The organism is Curtobacterium sp. MCLR17_044, from assembly GCF_003234435.1.
GTDB lineage: Bacteria > Actinomycetota > Actinomycetes > Actinomycetales > Microbacteriaceae > Curtobacterium > Curtobacterium flaccumfaciens.
The window spans coordinates 1-20538 of record NZ_QKTC01000032.1; the positions used below are offsets into that span (position 1 = coordinate 1).

General features: G+C 72.2%; 23 protein-coding genes. 13 read left to right on the forward strand and 10 right to left on the reverse strand.

What is annotated here, in order from left to right; genetic code table 11:
- Positions 1-75: 75 nt before the first annotated feature.
- Positions 76-2205 (forward strand): fructose-specific PTS transporter subunit EIIC, encoded by a 2130-nt coding sequence (locus tag DEJ04_RS17175; RefSeq protein WP_258371419.1) that lies wholly within the window; start codon positions 76-78, stop codon positions 2203-2205.
- On the opposite strand, the gene DEJ04_RS17180 is transcribed toward DEJ04_RS17175, so the two are convergent.
- Positions 2111-3145, reverse strand: coding sequence for a UDP-N-acetylglucosamine 4,6-dehydratase family protein (locus DEJ04_RS17180; RefSeq protein WP_110864239.1), 1035 nt, complete (start codon positions 3143-3145; stop codon positions 2111-2113). The two genes, DEJ04_RS17175 and DEJ04_RS17180, sit on opposite strands and share 95 nt — an antisense overlap.
- 61 nt (positions 3146-3206) lie before the next feature.
- On the reverse strand, positions 3207-4904 hold the full coding sequence (locus DEJ04_RS17185) for a beta-N-acetylhexosaminidase (protein ID WP_111047884.1): 1698 nt from the start codon (positions 4902-4904) through the stop codon (positions 3207-3209).
- A 62-nt stretch (positions 4905-4966) separates the two neighbouring features.
- On the opposite strand from DEJ04_RS17185, the gene DEJ04_RS17190 reads away from it, so the two are divergent.
- Positions 4967-6118, forward strand: coding sequence for an ROK family transcriptional regulator (locus DEJ04_RS17190; RefSeq protein WP_181437872.1), 1152 nt, complete (start codon positions 4967-4969; stop codon positions 6116-6118).
- Positions 6119-6169: 51 nt separating this feature from the next.
- Entirely contained in the window at positions 6170-6943 is a 774-nt protein-coding gene (locus tag DEJ04_RS17195) for a DedA family protein (RefSeq protein WP_258371420.1), read from the forward strand.
- Between the two features lie 3 nt (positions 6944-6946).
- Here the strand turns inward: DEJ04_RS17195 and DEJ04_RS17200 are convergent, their stop codons facing one another.
- On the reverse strand, positions 6947-7150 hold the full coding sequence (locus DEJ04_RS17200) for a DUF2945 domain-containing protein (protein WP_111047886.1): 204 nt from the start codon (positions 7148-7150) through the stop codon (positions 6947-6949).
- 198 nt (positions 7151-7348) lie between these two features.
- Here DEJ04_RS17200 and DEJ04_RS17205 point away from each other — a divergent pair, with 198 nt between their 5' ends.
- Both DEJ04_RS17205 and DEJ04_RS17210 read left to right on the forward strand, forming a co-directional pair.
- A complete protein-coding gene (locus DEJ04_RS17205) occupies positions 7349-8401 on the forward strand; it encodes a serine/threonine-protein kinase (protein ID WP_111022754.1) in 1053 nt (350 codons plus the stop codon).
- A gap of 55 nt (positions 8402-8456) precedes the next feature.
- The gene (locus DEJ04_RS17210) at positions 8457-9077 is read left to right on the forward strand and encodes a phosphoribosylanthranilate isomerase (RefSeq protein WP_071404336.1); all 621 of its coding nucleotides are present in this window, start codon (positions 8457-8459) and stop codon (positions 9075-9077) included.
- A gap of 100 nt (positions 9078-9177) precedes the next feature.
- Here the strand turns inward: DEJ04_RS17210 and DEJ04_RS17215 are convergent, their stop codons facing one another.
- The 3 genes from DEJ04_RS17215 to DEJ04_RS17225 all read right to left on the reverse strand — a co-directional run bounded on the left by DEJ04_RS17215 (position 9178) and on the right by DEJ04_RS17225 (position 11132).
- Positions 9178-9936, reverse strand: coding sequence for an HAD-IIB family hydrolase (locus tag DEJ04_RS17215; protein ID WP_111033922.1), 759 nt, complete (start codon positions 9934-9936; stop codon positions 9178-9180).
- Between the two features lie 82 nt (positions 9937-10018).
- The gene (locus DEJ04_RS17220; protein ID WP_111047887.1) at positions 10019-10453 is read right to left on the reverse strand and encodes an acyl-CoA thioesterase; all 435 of its coding nucleotides are present in this window, start codon (positions 10451-10453) and stop codon (positions 10019-10021) included.
- Between the two features lie 82 nt (positions 10454-10535).
- Positions 10536-11132, reverse strand: coding sequence for a nitroreductase family protein (locus DEJ04_RS17225; RefSeq protein WP_027464865.1), 597 nt, complete (start codon positions 11130-11132; stop codon positions 10536-10538).
- An 84-nt stretch (positions 11133-11216) separates the two neighbouring features.
- Between DEJ04_RS17225 and DEJ04_RS17230 the strand changes: the two genes are divergently transcribed.
- Positions 11217-12140: an AEC family transporter gene (locus DEJ04_RS17230; RefSeq protein ID WP_111022759.1), complete on the forward strand. Its 924-nt coding sequence runs from the start codon at positions 11217-11219 to the stop codon at positions 12138-12140.
- A gap of 371 nt (positions 12141-12511) precedes the next feature.
- On the forward strand, positions 12512-12919 hold the full coding sequence (locus DEJ04_RS17235) for an aldehyde dehydrogenase (protein WP_071246471.1): 408 nt from the start codon (positions 12512-12514) through the stop codon (positions 12917-12919).
- Between the two features lie 33 nt (positions 12920-12952).
- On the opposite strand, the gene DEJ04_RS17240 is transcribed toward DEJ04_RS17235, so the two are convergent.
- Both DEJ04_RS17240 and DEJ04_RS17245 read right to left on the reverse strand, forming a co-directional pair.
- Positions 12953-13201, reverse strand: coding sequence for a hypothetical protein (locus tag DEJ04_RS17240; RefSeq protein WP_027464862.1), 249 nt, complete (start codon positions 13199-13201; stop codon positions 12953-12955).
- Positions 13202-13352: 151 nt separating this feature from the next.
- Positions 13353-14189, reverse strand: a complete 837-nt coding sequence (locus DEJ04_RS17245) for an exodeoxyribonuclease III (RefSeq protein WP_111047888.1) — start codon at positions 14187-14189, stop codon at positions 13353-13355.
- 115 nt (positions 14190-14304) lie between these two features.
- On the opposite strand from DEJ04_RS17245, the gene DEJ04_RS17250 reads away from it, so the two are divergent.
- From DEJ04_RS17250 to DEJ04_RS17275, 6 genes are read left to right on the forward strand one after another with little or no spacing between them, the layout of a single operon-like run.
- Positions 14305-14799, forward strand: coding sequence for an Asp23/Gls24 family envelope stress response protein (locus tag DEJ04_RS17250; RefSeq protein WP_110858766.1), 495 nt, complete (start codon positions 14305-14307; stop codon positions 14797-14799).
- Positions 14796-14987: a DUF2273 domain-containing protein gene (locus DEJ04_RS17255; RefSeq protein ID WP_027464859.1), complete on the forward strand. Its 192-nt coding sequence runs from the start codon at positions 14796-14798 to the stop codon at positions 14985-14987. The genes DEJ04_RS17250 and DEJ04_RS17255 overlap by 4 nt, the downstream gene beginning before the upstream one ends.
- The gene (locus DEJ04_RS17260; RefSeq protein WP_111047889.1) at positions 14984-15355 is read left to right on the forward strand and encodes a hypothetical protein; all 372 of its coding nucleotides are present in this window, start codon (positions 14984-14986) and stop codon (positions 15353-15355) included. Before DEJ04_RS17255 ends, DEJ04_RS17260 begins: the two co-directional genes overlap by 4 nt.
- On the forward strand, positions 15352-15966 hold the full coding sequence (locus DEJ04_RS17265; protein WP_111047890.1) for a hypothetical protein: 615 nt from the start codon (positions 15352-15354) through the stop codon (positions 15964-15966). Before DEJ04_RS17260 ends, DEJ04_RS17265 begins: the two co-directional genes overlap by 4 nt.
- Positions 15963-16565: a hypothetical protein gene (locus DEJ04_RS17270; protein ID WP_071404345.1), complete on the forward strand. Its 603-nt coding sequence runs from the start codon at positions 15963-15965 to the stop codon at positions 16563-16565. The genes DEJ04_RS17265 and DEJ04_RS17270 overlap by 4 nt, the downstream gene beginning before the upstream one ends.
- Before the next feature lie 8 nt (positions 16566-16573).
- Positions 16574-17386 (forward strand): aminoglycoside 3'-phosphotransferase, encoded by an 813-nt coding sequence (locus DEJ04_RS17275; protein WP_111047891.1) that lies wholly within the window; start codon positions 16574-16576, stop codon positions 17384-17386.
- Here the strand turns inward: DEJ04_RS17275 and DEJ04_RS17280 are convergent.
- Positions 17383-18735, reverse strand: coding sequence for a M23 family metallopeptidase (locus DEJ04_RS17280; RefSeq protein ID WP_111039186.1), 1353 nt, complete (start codon positions 18733-18735; stop codon positions 17383-17385). The genes DEJ04_RS17275 and DEJ04_RS17280 overlap by 4 nt on opposite strands.
- Before the next feature lie 74 nt (positions 18736-18809).
- Positions 18810-20477 carry a hypothetical protein gene (locus tag DEJ04_RS17285; protein ID WP_146248752.1) on the reverse strand — a complete coding sequence of 556 codons (1668 nt, stop codon included), beginning with the start codon at positions 20475-20477 and terminating at the stop codon, positions 18810-18812.
- Positions 20478-20538 lie beyond the last annotated feature (61 nt).

Sequence of the window (20538 nt, forward strand, 5' to 3'; positions counted from 1 at the left end):
CTCCCCACCCCGCCCGACCACCCCACGAACACCTGCACCACCGCGCGATCAGCGCCATTGCGAAGGAGCAAGCACATGTCCGCAGACTCGAGTCCGCGCCTCATCAGCGCACAGCTCGTCGGCCTCGACGAGGACCTCGGCGCCACGTCGACCGACGTCATCCGGGTGCTCGCCGACCGCGTCGCCGCGACCGGCCGCGCCGCCGACGGTGCGACGCTCGCCGACGACGCCATCAAGCGCGAGGCGAGCGTCGGAACGGGCGTCCCCGGTGGCATCGCCATCCCGCACGCCCGGTCGGCGTCGGTGTCCGAGCCGACGCTGGCGTTCTCGCGCCTGGCCCGGAAGGTGCCGTTCGGCGCCCCGGACGGCGACGCCGACATCGTCTTCATGATCGCCGTGCCCGAGGGGGCGGACAAGGACCACCTGACGGTCCTCTCGACCCTGGCCCGCGCGCTCATCCGTGAGGACTTCACGGCCGCGCTCCGCGCTGCGGCCACCCCCGACGAGATCGTCCGGTTGGTCGACAACGAGGTGAGCGGCGAAGTGGCCGAGGCCGGCGTCGGGAAGGCGAGTGGTGCCTCCGAACCGGCCACCGCGCCGGAGGCGGGCCGCAAGGTCTTCGTCGGCGTCACCGCCTGCCCGACCGGCATCGCGCACACCTACATGGCGGCGGATGCCCTCGTCGCCGCAGCCCAGCGTGCCGGTGCCGAGATGCACATCGAGACGCAGGGGTCCTCGCAGGTCGAACCCCTCGACCCGGCCCTCATCGCCCGTGCCGACGCCGTCGTGTTCGCGGTCGACGTCGACGTCCGCGACCGCGGTCGGTTCGCCGGCAAGCCGCTCGTGTCCGGGCCCGTCAAGCGCGGTGTCGACGAGCCCGACAAGATGATCGCCGAGGCCATCCGCGCCTCGGAGGACCCGCACGCCGCACGCGTGCAGGGTGGTGCCGCCGTCGAGGGCGAGTCCACCGCCAAGAACGAGCACTTCGGCCAGTCGCTCAAGCGCTGGCTCCTCACCGGCGTCAGCTACATGATCCCGTTCGTGGCCGGCGGCGGACTGCTCATCGCGCTCGGCTTCCTGCTCTCCGGGTACGGCATCGCGCTGAACCACGGCGACTCGGGCATGAGCAACGCCGCCTACACGCTGACGAACTCGACGCTGCTGAACCTGCCGCCGGAGGGCCTCGGCTACTACCTCGGCGCCGCCGCGTTCCAGATCGGACAGGTGTCGCTCGGGTTCCTGGTCGCAGCACTCGCCGGGTACATCGCCTACGCCATCGCCGACCGTCCGGGCATCGCACCGGGCTTCGTGGCCGGGTCGATCGCCGTGTTCATGAACGCCGGGTTCCTCGGTGGTCTGGTCGGCGGTCTCATCGCCGGTGCCGCCGCGTACTGGATCGGGCGCATCCCGACCTGGCGCTGGCTGCGTGGTCTGATGCCGGTCGTGATCATCCCGCTGTTCGCGTCGATCATCGCCTCGGGCCTCATGCTCCTGGTGCTCGGTGGCCCGATCGCCTGGGTCATGACCGAGCTCACCGCCTGGCTCAACTCCCTGTCGGGTGCCTCGGCCGTCCTGCTCGGGATCATCCTCGGGCTGATGATGGCGTTCGACCTCGGTGGTCCGGTGAACAAGGTGGCGTACGCGTTCGCCGTCGCCGGGCTCGGTGCCGGGACCGCCACGAACGTGGTGCCGTTCGAGATCATGGCCGCGGTCATGGCGGCCGGCATGGTGCCGCCGCTCGCACTCGCGCTCGCCTCGACCGTGCTCTACCGCAAGGGCTTCACGAAGCCGGAGCGCGAGAACGGCAAGGCCGCGTGGCTGCTCGGTGCGTCCTTCATCTCCGAGGGTGCGATCCCGTTCGCCGCAGCCGACCCGCTGCGCGTCATCCCGGCGTCGATGGTCGGTGCCGCGATCACGGGTGCGATCTCGATGGCTGCCGGCGTGACCTCGCGAGCGCCGCACGGCGGGATCTTCGTCTTCTTCGCGATCGGTGACGTCCTGATGTTCGTCGTCGCGATCCTGGCGGGGACCGTGGTGTCCGCTCTGGTGCTCGTCGCCCTGAAGAAGTGGGTCCGTCGTCCGGTCGCGTCGCGGGCCGGACCTGGGCCGGTCAGGCGGCCATCGCGAGTGCCGATGGGTCGACCTGGCCGGGGACGCACTCGTCGACGTCGCACGGAGCAATCGGCGCGACCGAGGTGTGGGTGATCTTGGGGTGTACCGGGCGGCGTTCGGTCTCGCCGCGTCCGATGAGGTCCTCGTGGAGCTTTTCGCCCGCCCGCAGGCCCGTGAAGACGATGTCGGACGGGCTGCCGGTGGCCTGGAGCATGCGCCGTGCGATGTCGAGGATCCGGACCGGTGCACCCATGTCGAGCACGAGGACCTCGCCGGGGTGGGCGATCGCAGCCGACTGGATCACGAGGTGGCACGCTTCGGGGATGGACATGAAGTAGCGGGTGGCGTCGGGGTGGGTGACGGTGAGGGGCCGTCCGGCACGGATCAGCTCCGCGAAGAGCGGGAGCATCGAGCCGCGGCTGCCGAGGACGTTGCCGAACCGGACCGACACGTAGTCGTGGCCCGTGTCGGCGGCGGTCCAGGCGGTCAACCGCTCGGCGATGCGCTTGGTCGATCCGAGCACGCTCGTCGGGTTCGCGGCCTTGTCGGTCGAGATGTTCACGAGTGTCCCCACGCCCGCGGCAGCAGCGGCGCGGAGGACGTTCAGGGTGCCGAGGACGTTCGTCTTCCAGCCTTCGTCCGGGTACTGCTCGAGCATCGGCAGGTGCTTCAGCGCCGCAGCGTGGAAGACGACGTCGGGCCGGCGGGTCAGCATGATGTCGCGGATGGCGTCGGCGTCGCGGATGTCGGCGAGGACGACGTTCTTCGTGTCGAGGAGCCCGTGACCGTCCACGGAGACCTGCACCTGCTGCAGGGCGGTCTCGTCGCGGTCGAGCATGATGATCTCCGCCGGCTCGAACCGGACGAGCTGTCGGCAGAGTTCGCTGCCGATCGAGCCGCCGGCGCCCGTGATCAGCACCGACCGGCCCCGGACGAAGTCGACGGTGATCTCGAGCTCGGCCTCGGGCTGTCGATCCCCGATCAGTGCGTCGATGTCGAGCCCGTCGAGGCCGGGGATGCTGCGCTGTGGCATGGGGGTCTCCTCCGTGAAGTCCTCCCCAGTGTGAACCTCTCGCATGTGAAATGTCAATTGGTCAGTCGGCGATGTTCGCCGTCACCGCGTCGATGTACGCCGCACGCTCCTCGCGCGAGTGCGGGCGCCCCGGCACGCCCGGCCGCTGCTCCCACGGGAACGGCCCGGCCTCGTGCCGGTACTCGATGCCCATGGCCTCGAGCCGGGCGGTGTGCTCGGCCAGGCGTCCGCGGAACTCGGCGAGGTCGCGCGGCCCGGTGACGTCGGCCGACCACAGTGCCTCGGCGAGGGCGGCGACGCGGGGGAAGAGCTGGTAGTCGAGCCGACGGGCGGAGTCGACGTGCTCCGTCCACATGTTGCCCTGGCCGCCGATGACGTGGGCGCGCTCGTCGTCGGTGAGCCCCGACGGCACCGGGTCGAAGGCGAAGACGTCGTCGACGGTGAGCACGATCGACACCGGGATCGGCTCGGTCGACAGGTCGCTCTGGCGGTAGTCGAGGTACACCTGGTCGTCCGGCGACGAGATGACGTCGTGCCCGCGGCGGGCGGCGGTGCGTGCGCCGGTCAGCCCGCGCCAGGAGACCACGGTGGCCGAGGGGTCGAGCGTGCCGCCCTCGAGGATCTCGTCCCACCCGAACGCCCGCCGGCCGTGCGACTCGACGTGTGCGGCGAGCTGCCCGATGATCCAGGCCTGCAGCTGTTCCTCGTCCTGCAGCCCGAGCTCGCGGATGCGCTCCTGGGTGCGGGGGTCGGTCTCCCACTGCACCTTCGGGCACTCGTCGCCGCCGATGCCGATGTAGCCGGAGGGGAAGAGTGCGATGACCTCGTCCAGGACGTCCTTGAAGAAGTCGATCGTGGCGTCCTCGGCGTTCAGGACGTCGTCGGCGATGCCCCACTCCGTCCACACCTCGACCGGTTCGCCCGTGACGCCGAGCGACGGGTAGGCCGCCAGCGCCGCGCGGACGTGCCCGGGGGTCTCGATCTCGGGGACGACGGTGACGAACCGGTCGGCCGCGTACGCCACGATCTCGCGGACGTCGTCCTGCGTGTAGTACCCGCCGTGCGGGCGGCCGTCGAACCCGGCGACGACGAGTGTGCCGTCCGGCCCGGGGACGTGCGCGCCGACCTGGGACTCCCGACGCCAGGACCCGACCTCGGTCAGGCGCGGGTACTTCCGGATCTCGATGCGCCACCCCTGGTCCTCGGTGAGGTGGAAGTGCAGGCGGTTGATCCGGTGCGCGGCGAGCTGGTCGATCACCCGCATGACCTCGTGCTTCGTCCGGAAGTGCCGGGCGACGTCGAGCATCACGCCGCGCCAGGCGAAGGCCGGAGCGTCCTCGACGACCACGGCGGGGACGGACCACGGACCGGTCGCGACCCGGCCGCGGCGGTACACGTCCGGGGGCAGCAGCTGCAGCAGGGCCTGCACACCGTAGAAGACCCCGGCGGGCGAGCCGCCGACGACGTCGACGCCGTCCGGCGTCACCGTGAGGCGGAACGACTCCGCCCGGTCGCCCTCCGGCGTCGTCGGGCCCGCGGGCAGGGACGGGTCGTCGGCGACGCGCAGCGCGATCGTGCCGGCCTCCGGTGCCGTGTCGTCGAGGGCGTCCCGCACCGGCAGCCCGGTCGATCCCCGCAGGGTCTGCTGCAGGTACAGTCGGACGGACTCGCTCGCCGGGTCCGCGGCGATCCGGGTCGACGGGGTGATCGCGAAGGCCCCGACACCGGGAGCGGTGCGGCGCGGTCGTGGGACGAGCATGTCGGAGCCACCATTCCTCAATGATCTTTCGTAATGTGGAGGCTATGACCGTGGAGCAGACCGTGTCAACGACCCCCGGTGTCGTGGGGACGACCCCCGGCGTCCTGCGGCAGATGAACTCGCGGGCGATCCTCGACGAGCTCCTGCGTGACGACGTCTCCCGCACGGTCACCGAGCTCGGGCGCACGGTCGGGCTCTCCCGCCCCACGGTCGAGGCGGCGCTCGCCGACCTGGTCGACGAGGGCTGGGTGACCGAGGCCGAGGCGATCGCCACCCCGAACAAGGCCGGTCGTCGCGCCAAGCGCTTCGCCGCGGACGCGTCGGCCGGCTCCGTGCTCGGCGTGGACCTCGGCCTGCACGGGATCGTCGGCGTGCGCGCGGACCTGCGCGGCGTCACGCTCGCCCGCGTCGAGGAGCGCTACACCGACCTCGCCGACGCCGAACAGGCCTGGTCGAGCGTGCAGGACGTCGTCCGTCGGCTGACGGCGCCCGTCGGTGGCACGGTCGGTGGCTCCGCCGGTGGTGCGCCGGTGCTCGGTGCCACGTTCGGGGTCCCGGCGGTCGTCGACCGCGACGGCGCGATCGACTACACGGTCGCGGTGCCGGAGTGGGTCGAGCGGCGGGTGCCCGGCCGGATCCAGGACCTCTTCCCCGGGGTCGCCACCTTCTTCGACAACGACGCCAAGCTGGCGGCCACTGCCGAGGCGCGGTGGGGGCGGTTCCACGGCGTCCGGGACGCCCTGTACCTGGTCATGGGCCGGCAGATCGGTGCCGCCCTGGTGGTCGACGGCTCGTTGGCGCGCGGTGCGCGCGGTGCGGCCGGCGAGATGGGCGGCATCGCCTCGACCGGCTGGCCCGCCGCACCCGCCCGCCTGGAGGCCCGGATCCCGTCCGGCACGGACCTCGAGTCCGTCTTCGCGGCGGCGGCCCAGGGCTCGGTGTCGGCCGTCGAGACCGTCCGTGCGTTCGCGGCCGACGTGGCACCCGGCGTCGTGCAGCTCGTGACGACGATCGACCCCGAGGTCGTCGTCGTCGGTGGCGAGGTCCTGCCGGCTGCCGAGGTGTTCTGCGCCGCGCTCGACGAGATCGTCACGCCGCAGCTCCGGCACCCGGTGGTGTTCGCCCCGTCGACCGTCGGTCGCGACGCCGTCGCCCGGGGCGCGCTCGCCCGGTCGCTCGCGCACGTCCGGTCCGCTCACATGGGACTCGGCTGACACCCAGGGAGCGTGCCGGGTCCTGACAGGGCGTTCAGGGATGCTGGGGGCATGACGACTGCCCTGACCGCCCGTGCCATGACCGTCGCCAGTGGCGACTCCACCGCGCCGTCGGACCTCGGCGGCCTCTCCGGCCTGGTGCTGCAGCTGATCGACGCGCTGGGGGAGTGGGGCGTCGGGCTGATGCTCTTCGTCGAGACGGTGTTCCCGCCCATCCCGTCCGAGGTCATCCTGCCGCTGGCCGGGTTCCTCGCGGGTGCCGGCCAGATGAACCTGGTCCTGGTCCTGGTGCTGGCGACGATCGGTTCGTACCTCGGGGCGCTCGTGCTGTACTGGCTCGGCGCGAAGATCGGGTTCGAACGCACCACGCGGTGGTTCGGCAAGCTGCCCCTCGTCGACGAGGACGACTTCCGCAAGGCAGCCGGCTGGTTCCACCGGCACGGCAAGAGCGCGGTGTTCTTCGGCCGGTTCGTCCCGATCGTCCGCAGCCTCATCTCGTTGCCGGCCGGCGCCGACCGCATGCACCTCGGCACGTTCTCGGTGTTCACGATCATCGCGAGCGGCATCTGGAACAGCGCGCTCGTGCTGCTCGGTGCCGCGTTCGGGTCGCAGTACGACCAGGTCGAGGCGTACACCGAGTGGATCGACCGCGTGCTCTACGTTGCGATCGCCGCGGTCGTGGTGACCTTCGTCGTGCGCCGGGTCCGCCGTGTCCGCGCCGAGCGGCGTACGGGCGGCCCCGACGACGACCACGACGACGCCGCCGGCAGCCCTGCCGTGGGCGGTGCCCGGGGTCGTCGTCGCGCCGAGCCCGCCCGCGACTGAGCCTCAGGCCTTCGTCAGCGCCGACTCCTTGTGGGCGGCCTGCTTGCCGCTCTTCTCCGACTCGACGATCCAGTACGGGTCGTCGTCGGTCGGCGTGAAGTGCTGCCCGTCGAACTCGAAGTCGCTCGTCCGCTTGCGCACGAGCGTGCCGATCGTCCTGCCCTGCGAGGTGTTCCAGTGCACCTCGTCACCCTTCGACAACGCCATGCTGTCCTCCTTGCGCGATTCCTCGTCCTGGTGGAGGTCGGACTGTACCCCGTCGATCCCCGGGAAATCAGGGAAGTAGGGCGATCACGATGTCGTAACGGCCATGCGGATCGAGAGTCGGACGCGTACCGTTTCCCCTGAGCCCACACGCCGGCAGCGGCCGCGGAACCACGGGCTCCGGACGGGACGACGGACACCATGACCCTGCTGGACAGCGCGCGGGCGGACACCGTCCTCTCTGCGCGGTACCGGCTCGTGAAGCTCATCGGCACCGGCGGCATGGGATCCGTCTACGAAGCCCGTGACGAGCACACGTACCGGGCCGTGGCCGTGAAGCTCTTCGCGACCCCGGACAAGATGACCACCGCCGACCGTGTCCGCCAGGAGCGCGAGATCCGGCTGCTCAGCATGCTCTCCCACCCGGGCCTCATCCCGCTGTACGACGCCGGCACCCACGAGTTCGAGGACGGCCCGCACCGGTTCATCGTGATGGAGCTCATCGCCGACACGACGCTGCTCCGCCGTCTGTCCGAGGGAGCCCTGCACAACTACGAGGTGGCCGACCTCGGTGCGCAGCTCGCCGACGCCCTGGCCTACGTGCACTCGCGCGGCATCGTGCACCGCGACGTCAAGCCCGCCAACATCCTGATCAGCGACGAGGGTTCGTCCGGGTTCGCCCGCACGGTCAAGCTCACCGACTTCGGCGTCGCCCACTTCGTCGACGGTTCCCGCCTGACGAACGACGGCACGGTCATCGGCACCGCCGCCTACCTCAGCCCGGAGCAGGTCGCCGGCGAACCGATCAGCTTCGCCACCGACGTGTACTCGCTCGGGCTCGTCCTGCTCGAGGCGCTGACCGGCAAGCAGGAGTACTCGGGCACCCTGATCGAGGCCGCCCTCGCCCGGCTCCGCCGCGACCCCGAGGTCCCGGACGACGTCGCCGACGAGTGGCGCGAGCTGCTCAGCCGGATGACGGCCCGCGACCCGGAGCGCCGGCCCACCGCGGTCGCCATCGCCAACGCGCTGCGCGGCGGCTCCACCCAGATCACCGGCCCGGTGCCGCTCGGCCCGGAACGCGTGAAGCACCAGCGTGACCACCGCATGCACCGCGCCGCGCACCGGCACGCAAGGCGCGGCACGTTCTCGGCGGTGCGTCGCTGGCGGCGGCGGAACGTCCTGGTCGGGTCCTTCGCGGCCTTCGGCGTCACCGCGGCGTGCGTGGCCGCCTACGTCGCGGGCGCCCTGCACTGAACCGCTCGGCGGCTCCGTGCTCCGGGCACCGGAGCACCCTGGCAGGATGGACAGCATGACCGACCAGCGCTGGATCAAGATCTGTGGCCTGTCGACGCCCGACACCGTGGACGCCGCCGTCGACGCGGGTGCCGACGCCGTCGGGTTCGTCTTCGCGGCGGGCAGCCCCCGGACCGTCACCGCCGACCTGGCGAAGGAACTCGTCGAGCGGGTGCCGGACGGCATCGACGCCGTCGGGGTCTTCCGTGACCAGAAGATCGACGAGATCGTCGGCATCGCCTCCGAGGTCGGGCTCACGACGCTGCAGCTGCACGGTGGCGAGTCGGCGTCCGACTTCGCCCGCGCGCGCGACGCCGGCTTCTTCACCATCCGGGCCATCGCGGCCGAGGACTACCTGCGCGAGACGCCCGAGCAGCGCGCCGCGTTCGACCACGACCTGCTGCTGCTCGACGCCGCCGTGCCCGGCAGCGGTCGCCTGATCGACCCGGCCACCATCGAGGGCGTGGACGAGGCCTGGATCCTCGCCGGCGGGCTGACCCCGGCCAACGTGGTCGCCGCGGTCGAGGCGCTCGACCCCGACGGCGTCGACGTGTCGAGCGGGGTCGAGTCCGAGCGCGGCGTCAAGGACCCCGCCAAGATCCGCGCCTTCGTCGAGGCCGTCCGCAGCCTGGGCTGAGCGCCCGGCCGCGTCGGTCGCGTTCGCGGCTCTGGACGCGACCGGGGACGGACAGGAGGCGCGGTGCGGGCCCGCCACGGGCCTCCCGTCCGCCGCGCGGTCAGCGCAGGGTGGGGATGAGCTCCGTCAGGAACGCGTCCGTGTCCTCCCAGCCCTGCACCGCGTGGCAGGGGACGCCGAGCGCCTTCACCGGGTAGTCGTTGCCCTCGGGGTCGAGCCGGTCGCCCACGAAGAGCATGTCGTCGAGCGCGATGCCGGTGATCTCGGCGAGGCGCTGCATGCCGTAGGCCTTGTCGATGCCCTTGCGGGTGATGTCGATGCTGGTGGAGCCGCCCGAGCGGACCTCGAGGTCGGGCAGGTCCTGCTGCACCAGGCGGCGCAGGTGGTCCTTCTTCTCGCCGGTCGGGTCCCACTGCTTCTTGACGTCCACCGGGGCGGCCTGGCCGAGGGCGGAGAACGTGATCTGCGACCCGCGGTCCTCGAGGATGGCGCCCCAGGTCTCGGACTCCCAGTACCCGGCTTCCTTCGCACGGGCCTCGACCGCGGCGAGGGCGCGGTCCTTCTGCTCGTCGGTGAGGTCCTCGGCGTACTGCAGCGCCCAGTCCTGGTCCTCCCAGCGGTAGTACCGGGTGCCGCAGGTGGGCAGGAGGTGCAGGGCGTCGAGCGTCAGGCCGTCGCGCTGCCGGAGCGGGGTGACCAGCTGCTGCTCGAACTGGGTGAAGTTGCCGCCGGAGATGACCGCGACCGGCACGACCTCGAGCAGCGACGCGAAGGTCTCGAGCATGCGGGGGTCGAGGGAGGACTTCGACGGGGCGAGCGTGTCGTCCAGGTCGAAGGCGACGAGGCGGGGCGTGGTCATGCCCCCGATCCTGCCAGAGCCCGCCGACCAGCCGCAGGGTGCGACCATCCGGGCACCCCGGTGCTGCGCGAAGTCTGCGGGGTCACGCGCCGTGCGTGGCGGGGACCCGGTCGCGCGCGTAGGTGATGTCCGTGTAGCCGTGCGGGGCCGGGTTGCCGTCCTCGTCGAGGTTCACGAACACGACCTCGTCGATCGTCAGGATGCTGCGGTGCGTGAAGAGGTTGCGCGCCTCGGCCCGCATGGTCAGCGACGTGCGGCCGAACCGGGTGGCGACGAGGCCGATCTCGACGATGTCGCCCTCCTTCGCCGAGGACAGGAAGTTGATCTCCGACATGTACTTCGTGACGACCTTGCCGTTGCCGAGCTGGATGATCGCGTAGACCGCGGCCTCCTCGTCGATCCAGCGGAGCAGGCTGCCGCCGAACAGGGTGCCGTTGGCGTTGAGGTCTTCCGGTCGCACCCACTTCCGGGTGTAGAAGTTCATCTCCGGCGGGGCGTCGTCCTGGTGCTGATCCATGTCACGTCATGGTACGCCGACGGCCGCGCCCCCGCAGGGACGCGGCCGTCGTGGCGATCGCGGGCGGCGGTGCCGCCGGTGCTCACTCCTTGACGAGGACGACCTCGTCGAGGGGGATGCGGGTGCGCGGAGCGACCTCGCGCTCGGCGGCCTTGTCGTCGAGCTGCGACGGGTGCGCCACGGTGCCGACGGCCGTGACCGTGTACGGCAGGAAGCGCTCGGGCAGGTCGAACGCGGCACGGAGCCCGGCGGCGTCGATGCCCGCCATCTGGTGCACGTGCAGGCCCTCGGCGTGCGCCTGCACGGTGAGGGCGGCGAGCGACTGGCCGAGGTCGTACTGCGCGAAGGGGCGCTCCTCGCCGTCGGCGGTCACGGTCTCGAGCACGCCGACGACGAGGGCGCTGGCGCGGAAGGCCCAGGCGGCGTTGAAGCCGAGCAGGTTCTCGTTGATCTTCCGGAACGTCTCGGTGCCGCGGCGGCCGGCGATGAAGCGGCGGGGCTGGAAGTTCATGGCCGAGGGTGCCCAGCGAGCGGCCTCGAGGACGGCGTCGAGCTGGTCGTCCGAGATCGTCGCGGTCTCGTCGTAGGAGCGGGGGCTCCAGCGCTCCTCGAGCAGCGGCACGAGCGGCTGGCTGGAGTCGGTGGACCGGGTGAGGGTGTCGGCGTTCGTCGAGGTCATGATGCGCTCAACGGTATTCGATGCGTACGCATTTCCGACCTGAGTGACGTCACATCACCGCCGGCAGGTGCCAGGATGGACGGGATGGGTGGCGTGTTGACCGGCTTCGCGATCATCGGCGCGATCATCGCCGGTGGGTACGTCGTCGGACGCATCGGCCTGCTGGGCCCGCACGCGCAGTTCGTGATGAGTCGGCTCGCGTTCTTCGTGCTGATGCCGTGCCTGCTGTTCCACACCATCGCGACCGCCGACATCGCCTCGCTGCTGTCCTCGATGCTCTGGGTCTCGTTGCTGAGCGCCGCCGTGGTCGCCCTCGGCGCCGCCGCCGTGTTCCGCTTCGTGCTGCGCCGCCCCGTCACCACGACCACCGTCGGTGCCCTGGCGTCGAGCTACGTGAACGCGAACAACATCGGGCTGCCGGTGGCCGTGTACGTGCTCGGACAGGCGACCGCGGTCGTCCCGGTGATCCTGCTGCAGCTCGTCGTGATGGCCCCGATCGCGCTGACGATCCTCGACGCTGCGACCGCGGGCGGCGGCGGGTGGGGACGACGGATCGCGGGGCCGTTCCGGAACCCGATCATCATCGCCTCGCTCGTCGGGCTGGTGTGCTCGGCGACCGGGATCACGCTGCCCGACCCGGTGCTCGAGCCGTTCTCGCTCGTCGGCGCGGCCGCGGTGCCCGTCGTGCTGCTGTCGTTCGGGATGAGCCTGCACGGTGCGACCCCGCTGCGGGACCCGGCGATCCGGACCGACGTCATCGTCGCGTCGTCGATCAAGCTCGTGGTGATGCCGGCCGTGGCGTTCGTGTTCGCCCGGTTCGTGTTCGGGCTCGGCGACCAGGAGGTCTTCGTGCTCACCACCCTCGGCGCCCTGCCGGCGGCGCAGAACGTCTTCAACTACGCGCAGCGGTACGGGGCTGCGGTCCCGGTGGCGCGGGACGTCGTGCTCATCTCGACGCTCGGCTCGGTGCCCGTGCTCGTCGCGATCGCCGCCCTGCTGCACCCGTAGCGCGCCCTGGACGCGCGTCGCTGGCGTGTGGCCGCCCGCAGACGCCGTCGTGTTGTCGAGACGCCTCGATGTCGCCGAGACGCCGCCGCATTCGGCGGCGTCTCGCGCTCTTGCGGGCGTCCTGCGGACACGCCGGCGTCTTCCGCGCCGAGGTCGCGCGCCACGGCCGGACGGGAGGCCCATGGCGGGGGCGCACCGGGCCTCCCGTCCGGCTGTGCTGGCGACCACCGCGGATGGTGAGCAGCAGAGGTCGGGTCGCGTCCGCCGACTCGACCATTCCTGCCCACGAAGCGCGGACGGCACGCGCGTACCCTGGCGGGCACGCGGGGCGGACCGCCTCGTGACCGATGACCACGACGAGGAGACCGGCGATGGACACGATGGCGATGATGAAGAACATGTCGATGACGGACATGCCCATGGAGATGGACATGGACATGATGCAGGACACGATGATGGCGATGAACGCCGCGTCGATGGCCGCGACGATGTGCTCCGCGGCCGACATGCGGATGGGCGGCGAGATGGCCACCTGCGCCGCGATGTGCTCGAACACCGCGATGCTCGCCGACACCGGCATGCGGATGATGATGCGTCCGATGGGGATGGACACCGCCGCGATGCAGGCGATGCTCATGGCCGTCGTCGCGATGGGCACCGCGTGTGCCGCCGAGTGCCGCCAGCACCAGGACATGGACGAGTCGTGCCGGTACTGCGCCATGGCCTGCGACGAGATGGTGTCGAAGTGCCAGGCGATGCTCGACTCGATGGCGGCCTGACCCGCTCCGTGCGCGCTCCGCGACGCGTGCGCGCTACGCGACCCGTGCGGTGGTCTGTCGACCGCCGGCGCTGAGGATCTCCGCGACCGGGTGGTGGGCGACCGGCTCGCCGACCGACAGGACGCCGTCGGCGTCCGCCACCCGCAGCTGCGTGATGCTCCCGTCGAGGAACAGCACCACGGCGTCGGCTGCGCGGGTCTCGACGACGATGCCGTCGCGCCACGCACCGGGGGCCGCGGTCGCCATGAGGCGCTGGATGGGAAGGATCGTCGTGCGGGACATGGCTTCACCTGCTCTCGAAGGGGTTCGGTGCAGGAAACCTACGTCGGCGTGACGGACGGCTCAATCACGGCGGACGCCGGGCGTAACAGAGTCGGACGGGCGCCGATCCCGGGCCGGGCCGGGCCGGACGGGGCCGGTGACCCGACGCCGATCAGAAGATCATCGGGCGGTCGTCGTCGAGCGACGTGTCCAGGTCGAGGTCGACCACCACGGGGACGTGGTCGCTCGGGGCGTCGCCCTTGCGCTCGTTCCGGTGGATCGAGGCGTCGGTGACGACGTCCGCGAAGGCCTGCGAACCGAGCACGAAGTCGATGCGCATGCCCTCGTTGCGCGGGAACCGCAGCTGCTTGTAGTCCCAGTAGGTGTAGCCGTCGGGCACGATCGGGCGCACGACGTCCTGCAGGCCCCGCGCCTCGAACTCGCGGAACGCGGCGCGCTCGGGTTCACTGACGTGCGTCGACCCCTCGAAGACCTGCATGTCCCAGACGTCCTGGTCGAGCGGTGCGACGTTCCAGTCGCCCATCAGCGCGAGCGGGGTCTCCGGCGATGCCTCGATCCACTCCGAGGTGCGGTCGGCCAGCTGGGCGAGCCAGTCGAGCTTGTACGTGTAGTGCGGGTCGCCGAGCTCGCGGCCGTTCGGCACGTAGAGGCTCCAGAGCCGCACGCCGTCGACCGTGACGCCGATCGCGCGGGCCTCGACCGGCAGGTCCGGCCCCTCGTGGCCCTTCAGGAACCCGGGCTGGCCGGGGAAGTCGCGGGTGACGTCCTCCATCGGCAGGCGGCTGGCGAACGCGACGCCGTTCCACTGGTTCAGGCCGTGCGCCTCGACGTGGTACCCCGCGGCATCGAACTGCTCGACCGGGAACTGCTCCGGCTTGCACTTGATCTCCTGCATGCCGAGGACGTCGATGTCCTCACGCACCAGCCAGTCGACGATCCGACCCACTCGGGTGCGGACGGAGTTCACGTTCCAGGTCGCCACGCGCATGGAACAAGAACCTACCGGTGCCGACTGACGACGAGGTCGGCACGTGCGCCGCCTGTGCGGCGTACGGCACGATGGTGTTCGCTGGAGGCCAGCAATCGACCGCACGGAGGCAGCAATGGCATCGACGACCAACCGCGTCGACGGGACCACGACCGGGGCCACGCTCGGGACCGGGGCCGGGAGCACCCAGCCCGCCGGCACCACCACGACGCAGGTCACCGCCAAGGGCAGGACCATCATCGACGACACGGTCGTCGCGAAGGTCGCGGGCATCGCCGCCCGCGACGTCCCCGGCGTCTTCGCACTCGGCGGCAACGCCTCGCGGGCGTTCGGTGCCATCCGCGACGCCATCGGCTCGAGCGCGCTCGGCCAGGGCGTCCGCGTCGAGGTCGGTGAGACCCAGGTGGCCGTCGACCTGACCATCGTCGTGGACTACCCGACGCCGATGATGGAGGTCGCCTCCGCGGTCCGTGCCGCCGTCACGAACGCCGTCACCGAACTCGTCGGCCTCGAGGTCACCGAGGTCAACATCGCCATCAACGACGTGAACATCCCGGCGCTCAACGGCGTCGCGGACGAGCTCGACACCCGGGACGGTCGGGTCCGGTGAACGCCACCGTCGTCGGGATGGGCACCGGCGCCCTGCTCGCGATCGTCGCCGTGACGCTCGGGTTCTGGGCGTTCGTCGTCGTCGCCGTCTGCATGGCGGTCGGTGCACTGGTCGCCCGCATCGTCACGGGTGACGTCGACTTCCGTCGCCTGCTCGACGTGCTGCGCGGACGCCGGAGCTCGTCGTGAGCGACGCCGCCGTCGCCACGGCCGGCGACAGCGGCGTCCGGCTCCGCGGCTCCGACCGCATCGGCACGTCGGCGCTGGTGCACACCGCCCAGGCGGTCGCCGCCGAAGCACTGCGCGTGGCCTTCCGGGAGGTCCGTGCCCGGGTCGCCGACGACGGTCGCGGCGCGCTGGCGGTCGAGATCACCGCCCCGCTCGCCCTGCCGGTGCTGGGCTCGCACGCACTCCCCGACGAACCCGTCGTCGCCACGGCGCACCGGGCTCGCGGCACGATCGCCGAGCGCTTCCGGACCATCACCGGCCGACAGGTCGCCCGCGTGACGGTGACCTTCGCCTCGTCGGTCGTGGACGCCCCGCGGAGGGTCCGGTGACCGCCCAACCCCTCGTCGGCGCGCCCGCCGCGGACCACGCTGCCACCTACCGCCGCCTGCTGCGCCGCGAGACCCACGTCTCCCGCTCCGGCGCCGTCGTCGTCGCGATGCTCATCGCTCTGGTGCTCGCCGCCGCCGCGGTCTTCGCCGGCGCACTCGTCCTGCTCGACCAGAACGTGCTCGGTGTCGACCCCCGTGCCGTGGTCGACGCCGCGCTCGCCGCTCCGGACGGCCTCGACACGACGATCGTGATCGGCATCGGCGCCGTCGTGGCCCTGATCGGCCTCGTCCTCCTGCTGCAGGGGATCCTGCCCCAGCGCCGTCCTCGGCACGTGATGTCGTCCGACCGGCTCGCAGTCGTCGTCGACGACGAGGTCCTGGCCTCCGCCGCGGCCCGAGCCGCCCGTTCCGCGACCCGTCTGGGCGCCGACGCCGCCGTGGGCACCGTCGGTCGCCGCACGGTCGACGTCGTGCTCCGGCCCGCAGCCGGGGTGGACGTCCCCGCGGTCGCCGCGACCGAGGCCGTCGAGCGGGAGTTCGCCGCGATCGACGCGCAGCCGGCCCTCGCCGCGCGCGTCCGGGTGCAGCCGACGGGACGGGTGGACGGATGAACGCCACGAACCGCGCGCTCGGCCGGACGGCGCTCGTCGTGCTCGGGCTCGTGCTGCTCGTCGCCGGGGTCGCCGCGATCCTGGTGCAGACCGCGCAGGGGCTGCCCCTCGTCGCATCGTGGTGGCGCACGGTCGGTGATGCGCTCGCCGGACTCGGCACCGGGGCGTCGCGTGACGACTCGGTGTTCGCGTGGACCTGCGTGCTCGGCGGTGGCGTCGTGCTCGGCGTGCTCGCACTCGTCGTGCTGACGACGCTCGGCGGTGGCCGCGAGAGCACCGTCGTGGACAGCGACGGTTCGGCCGACGGCGTCGCCGGCTCGGTGCGCATCGAGTCCACCGCCGTGCAGCACGCGCTCTCCTCGGCCATCGGCGACATGCCCCAGGTCGGTTCCCTCGCCGTCGACGTCTACCGGGTCCGTGGTGGTCGGGCGATCCGGGTGCGGGTCCGTCCGCGCCGGGGTGCCGCGCCGCGGGAGATCACCGAACGGGTCGAGGCCGTCGTCGCCGACCTGGACGCCCTGCTCGGCGAACGCCTGCCCGTGCTGCTCGAGATCGCCCGTGGTGGGTCGGGGTCCTCCCGTCCGGACCGCGTGCACTGAGCGTCACCGTGGTGCGCTCGATCGGTGGGCTGCCCCGGCCGGGTGAGACCGTCCCGGTGCCGCGCGTGGTCACCGAGGTGGCCCGGGGGCGTGAGGTCGCGCTCGTCTGGCACAACCAGATCGGCGGGACGACGTTCCGCATCGGACCGGACGCGCACGCCGACGAGTTCGTGAAGGTGCTGCCCCGCGCCTACGGTTCGTGGATCGGCGGCGAGGCCGCGCGGCTGACGTGGGCGTCCCGGTACGCCCGGGTGCCGGAGGTCATCGACCACGGCACGGACGACGACGGCGTCTGGCTGCACACCCGTGCCGTGCCCGGGTGGAGCGCCGTCGACCCGCGCTGGCACGACGAACCCCGGACCGCGGTGGTCGCGGTGGGGGAGGGCCTGCGCGCGCTGCACGACACGTTGCCCGTCGACGACTGCCCGTTCACGTGGGCGACCGCGGACCGGCTCGATCGTGCGCGCGGGGCTGCCGCCGACGCCGACGCCGAGCTCGGCCCGGGCGGTCTCGGTCCGGAGCCAGCGACCGACCGGATCGTCGTCTGTCACGGCGACCCGTGCACGCCGAACACGCTCATCGGTGCCGACCGGCGGTGGAGCGGGCACGTCGACCTGGACGCGATGGGGGTCGCGGACCGCTGGGCCGACATCGCGGTGGCGACGATGGCGCTCGGCTGGAACTACGGACCCGGGTGGGAGCCGCTGTTCCACCGGGCGTACGGGCTGCCGGACGACCCGGAGCGCACCGCGTGGTACCGGGCGCTGTGGAACGCCGGCGACGACGGGATCGACGACCCAGAGTCGGGGTCGATCGGCTAGAAGGCGACCCCGCGAGCGCCCATGAAGGGCACCGGGTCGGTGGTGGCGCCGTTGATGTGCACCTCGACGTGGCTGTGGCAGCCGGTCGACGCCCCGGTGGAGCCGACGAGCGCGATGAGCTGCCCCGCGGAGACCTGCTGGCCGGTGGCGACCCGGAAGCCGCCGTCGACGATGTGGCCGTACGCGGTCTGCACGCCGCCGCCGTGGTTGATGCGGACGTAGTTGCCGTAGCCTCCGTACCAGCCGACGTAGTCGACGGTGCCGGCCGAGGCCGCGACGATGGGCGTGTAGCAGCCGCTCGCCAGGTCGGTGCCCTCGTGCATGGTGACGACGCCGGTGATCGGGTGCACGCGGTACCCGTAGGGGCTGATGACGTAGCCGCTGGCCGGCCGGACCCAGCCGGTCCCCGAGCCCGCGCCGACGGAACCGCCGCCGCCCGAGCCGCTGCTGCCGGTCGAGCCGCCGCCTGACGGAGCGCCCCCGCCGGAGTTCGCGGCGGCCTGTGCGGCAGCTGCTCGCTGCGCGGCGGCTGCGCGCTCTGCGGCTTCGCGTGCGGCCTTCTCCTCCGCCGCCTTGCGGACGCGCTCACCCTTGGCGAACTCGGCTTCGGTCCGGACGCGGCCGGAGGTCAGGGTCGCGAGCTGGGCGTCGAGTCGGGCCTTGTTCGACTGCTGCTCGTCGTAGGCGGCCTGCACGGCGTCGGACGCCGCCTGGGCTTCCTGCATGCGGTCTTCGGCTTCGGCAGCGAGGTCGCCCAGCGCTTCGGCGGCGCGGTCGGCCTGTGCCTCGAGCGAGCTGGCGACGGCGGCGTCGGCGCTCGCGGCGGCCTGCACACGCTCGGCCTGCTCGGAGAGCTTGCTCAGCGCACCGAGGTTGTACAGCAGATCACTGGCGTCTTCGCCCTGGGTGATCACCGAGGTGGTGACGTCGGCGCCACCGGAGCGGGACATCTGCGCGGCGAACTGCCCGGCCTGCGCGGCGCTCTGGTCGGCGACCTTCGCGTGGTCCTTCGCGTCGGCGCGGAGCTGCTGTTCCTTCTCGGCCGCGGTCTGGGCCTTGCGCTGTGCCTTGTAGAACACGTCGCCGAGCTTCTGCGCCTTCGCCTCGGCAGCCTCGACCTTGGCGTCGAGTTCGCTGATGATGCCCCGGATCTCGGTGATCTGGCCCTGCTTCGCGGATTCCTTGCCGCGGGCGGACTTCACTTCGTCCCACGTGGGGTAGGTCACCGCCTGGGCGGCCGGAGCGTCGGCGATGACCGTGCCGACGAGGCCCGCGAGTGCCAGGCCGGTGACGGCGAGGCGCAGGCGCACGGGGACACGGTGGGCGCGGGGGCTGGTGGGACGAGACATCGAGCACGAGCCTATACATCCGTACAGCGAGCATCGGACGGCAACGCGCCGCTGTGGACAACTTCAGCAGTGGATCAGAAGCCGCGGTCGCGCCGGATGACGTCGGCGCTCCCGACGACGTCGCGCCGCAGGATCGCCTGCCCGGTGGTGCCGGCGTAGTCGTAGACGTCGAACCCGGTGCAGTGGGTGATCGTCGCCGGGGGGCCGAGGGAGTCCTCGACCGCGGTGGTCCAGAGGTCGTGCGACCCGACCACCACGAAGCTCGGGTCGGCGTCGCGGTAGGCGCCGAGGTCGACGAGCCACGGGTACGTCTCGAAGGTGTCGCGGACCTGCAGCAGCCCGACGTTCGCCGCCGCGTAGGTGGCGAGGGGCCGGACCGTCCAGAACTGCCCGACGCCGGTGACCTGGCGTCCGTCGGCCCAGCGGTCCAGGCACGCGGCCGCCGGGTACCGCGCGGTCGACACGGCGTGGGCGGTGCCGGGCGCCACGGCGATCCCGGTCGCGAGGACGGCGGCCATCGCGACCGCCACCCCCGCCCGGACCCCGCGGTGCGGGCGGTGCACGCGGGTGCGGCGGACCGCGGTGCGGGTGAGTTCGGCCACGGCGACGAGCGCGAGCAGCGGTGCCGTCACGATCGGCTGCAGGTAGCGCGGGGTCTCGGACCCGGCGACGACGACCCCGACGGACACGGCGACGACGGTCACCAGCGGCAGCACCGTCGCGACCAGCACGGTGCGTGCGGTGCGGACCCGCCAGGCCCAGACCGTGCCGCCGACGGTGACGAGCACCCCGGCGAACAGCAGCAGGAGCCCGAGGTCGCCTGGTGCCGTGCCCGCCCGGTCGTCGGTCAGCGCCGCGAAGAACCGCAGGGTCTCGCCGGCCCGTGACGGCTGCACGTACGTCGCCGGGTCGAGGGAGACGAACGGTCGCAACGGGATCCGCACCAGGTACCCGACGACCGATCCGACCGTGACGGCACCGGCGAGCAGCGCAGCGGGGCGCCACGGCACCCGCCGTGCCAGCACCAGGAGCCCGAGGGTGACGACGACGGGAGCGGCGGACCACGGCACGTACAGCGGGTTCGACGCGGTCGTGCACGCGGCGACGAGTCCGAGCACAACGAGCAGGGGCACCGACGCCCGGCCGAGGCGCACCGCCCGCAGCACCAGCACCGCGGTGCCGAGCACCGCCAGCACGGCGCCGTAGTAGTAGGTCGTCGTGAGCAGCAGGGACGCCAGCTCGAGCGAGGTCGCCGTCGCCGACGACTCCGTCAGCACGAGCAGCGTGACCAGGCCGAGCGCCCCCGCCGACACCGCGATCCGCGCGGGGCGCCCGGCGGACGGCATCAGTTCGTTGGCAGCGGCACGCACCAGCGCGTAGACCGCGAGGAGCACGAGCACCCCGTTCAGCGCCAGGGCCTGCTGCGGGGTCCCGGTCACCAGCGAGCAGAACAGGTACACGGGCAGCTCGGGGAAGAAGAACAGCGCGGGCGACATCGCCCACTCGAACGGCTGGCCGGCCTGCAGCGAGCGCTCGACGAGCGGCAGCAGCACCGAGTCGCCGTCGTACCAGAGCAACGCCACCCGTTCCGTCGCGACGACGTGGCGCAGGGCGATGACGGCCAGGGCCAGCGCGACCAGGCCGCCCAGGGCCTCCCGTCCGATCGTGACGGCCACCCCACCGGTCCGGCGGCCGCCGGACGGAGCCGGCTCCACGGCGGGGCGACGCGGTGCTCGGGACATGCCCCGGAGCGTACCGAGGCCGCCTCGGTGCCGGTACGCACAGACCCACAGGCTGGGGGAG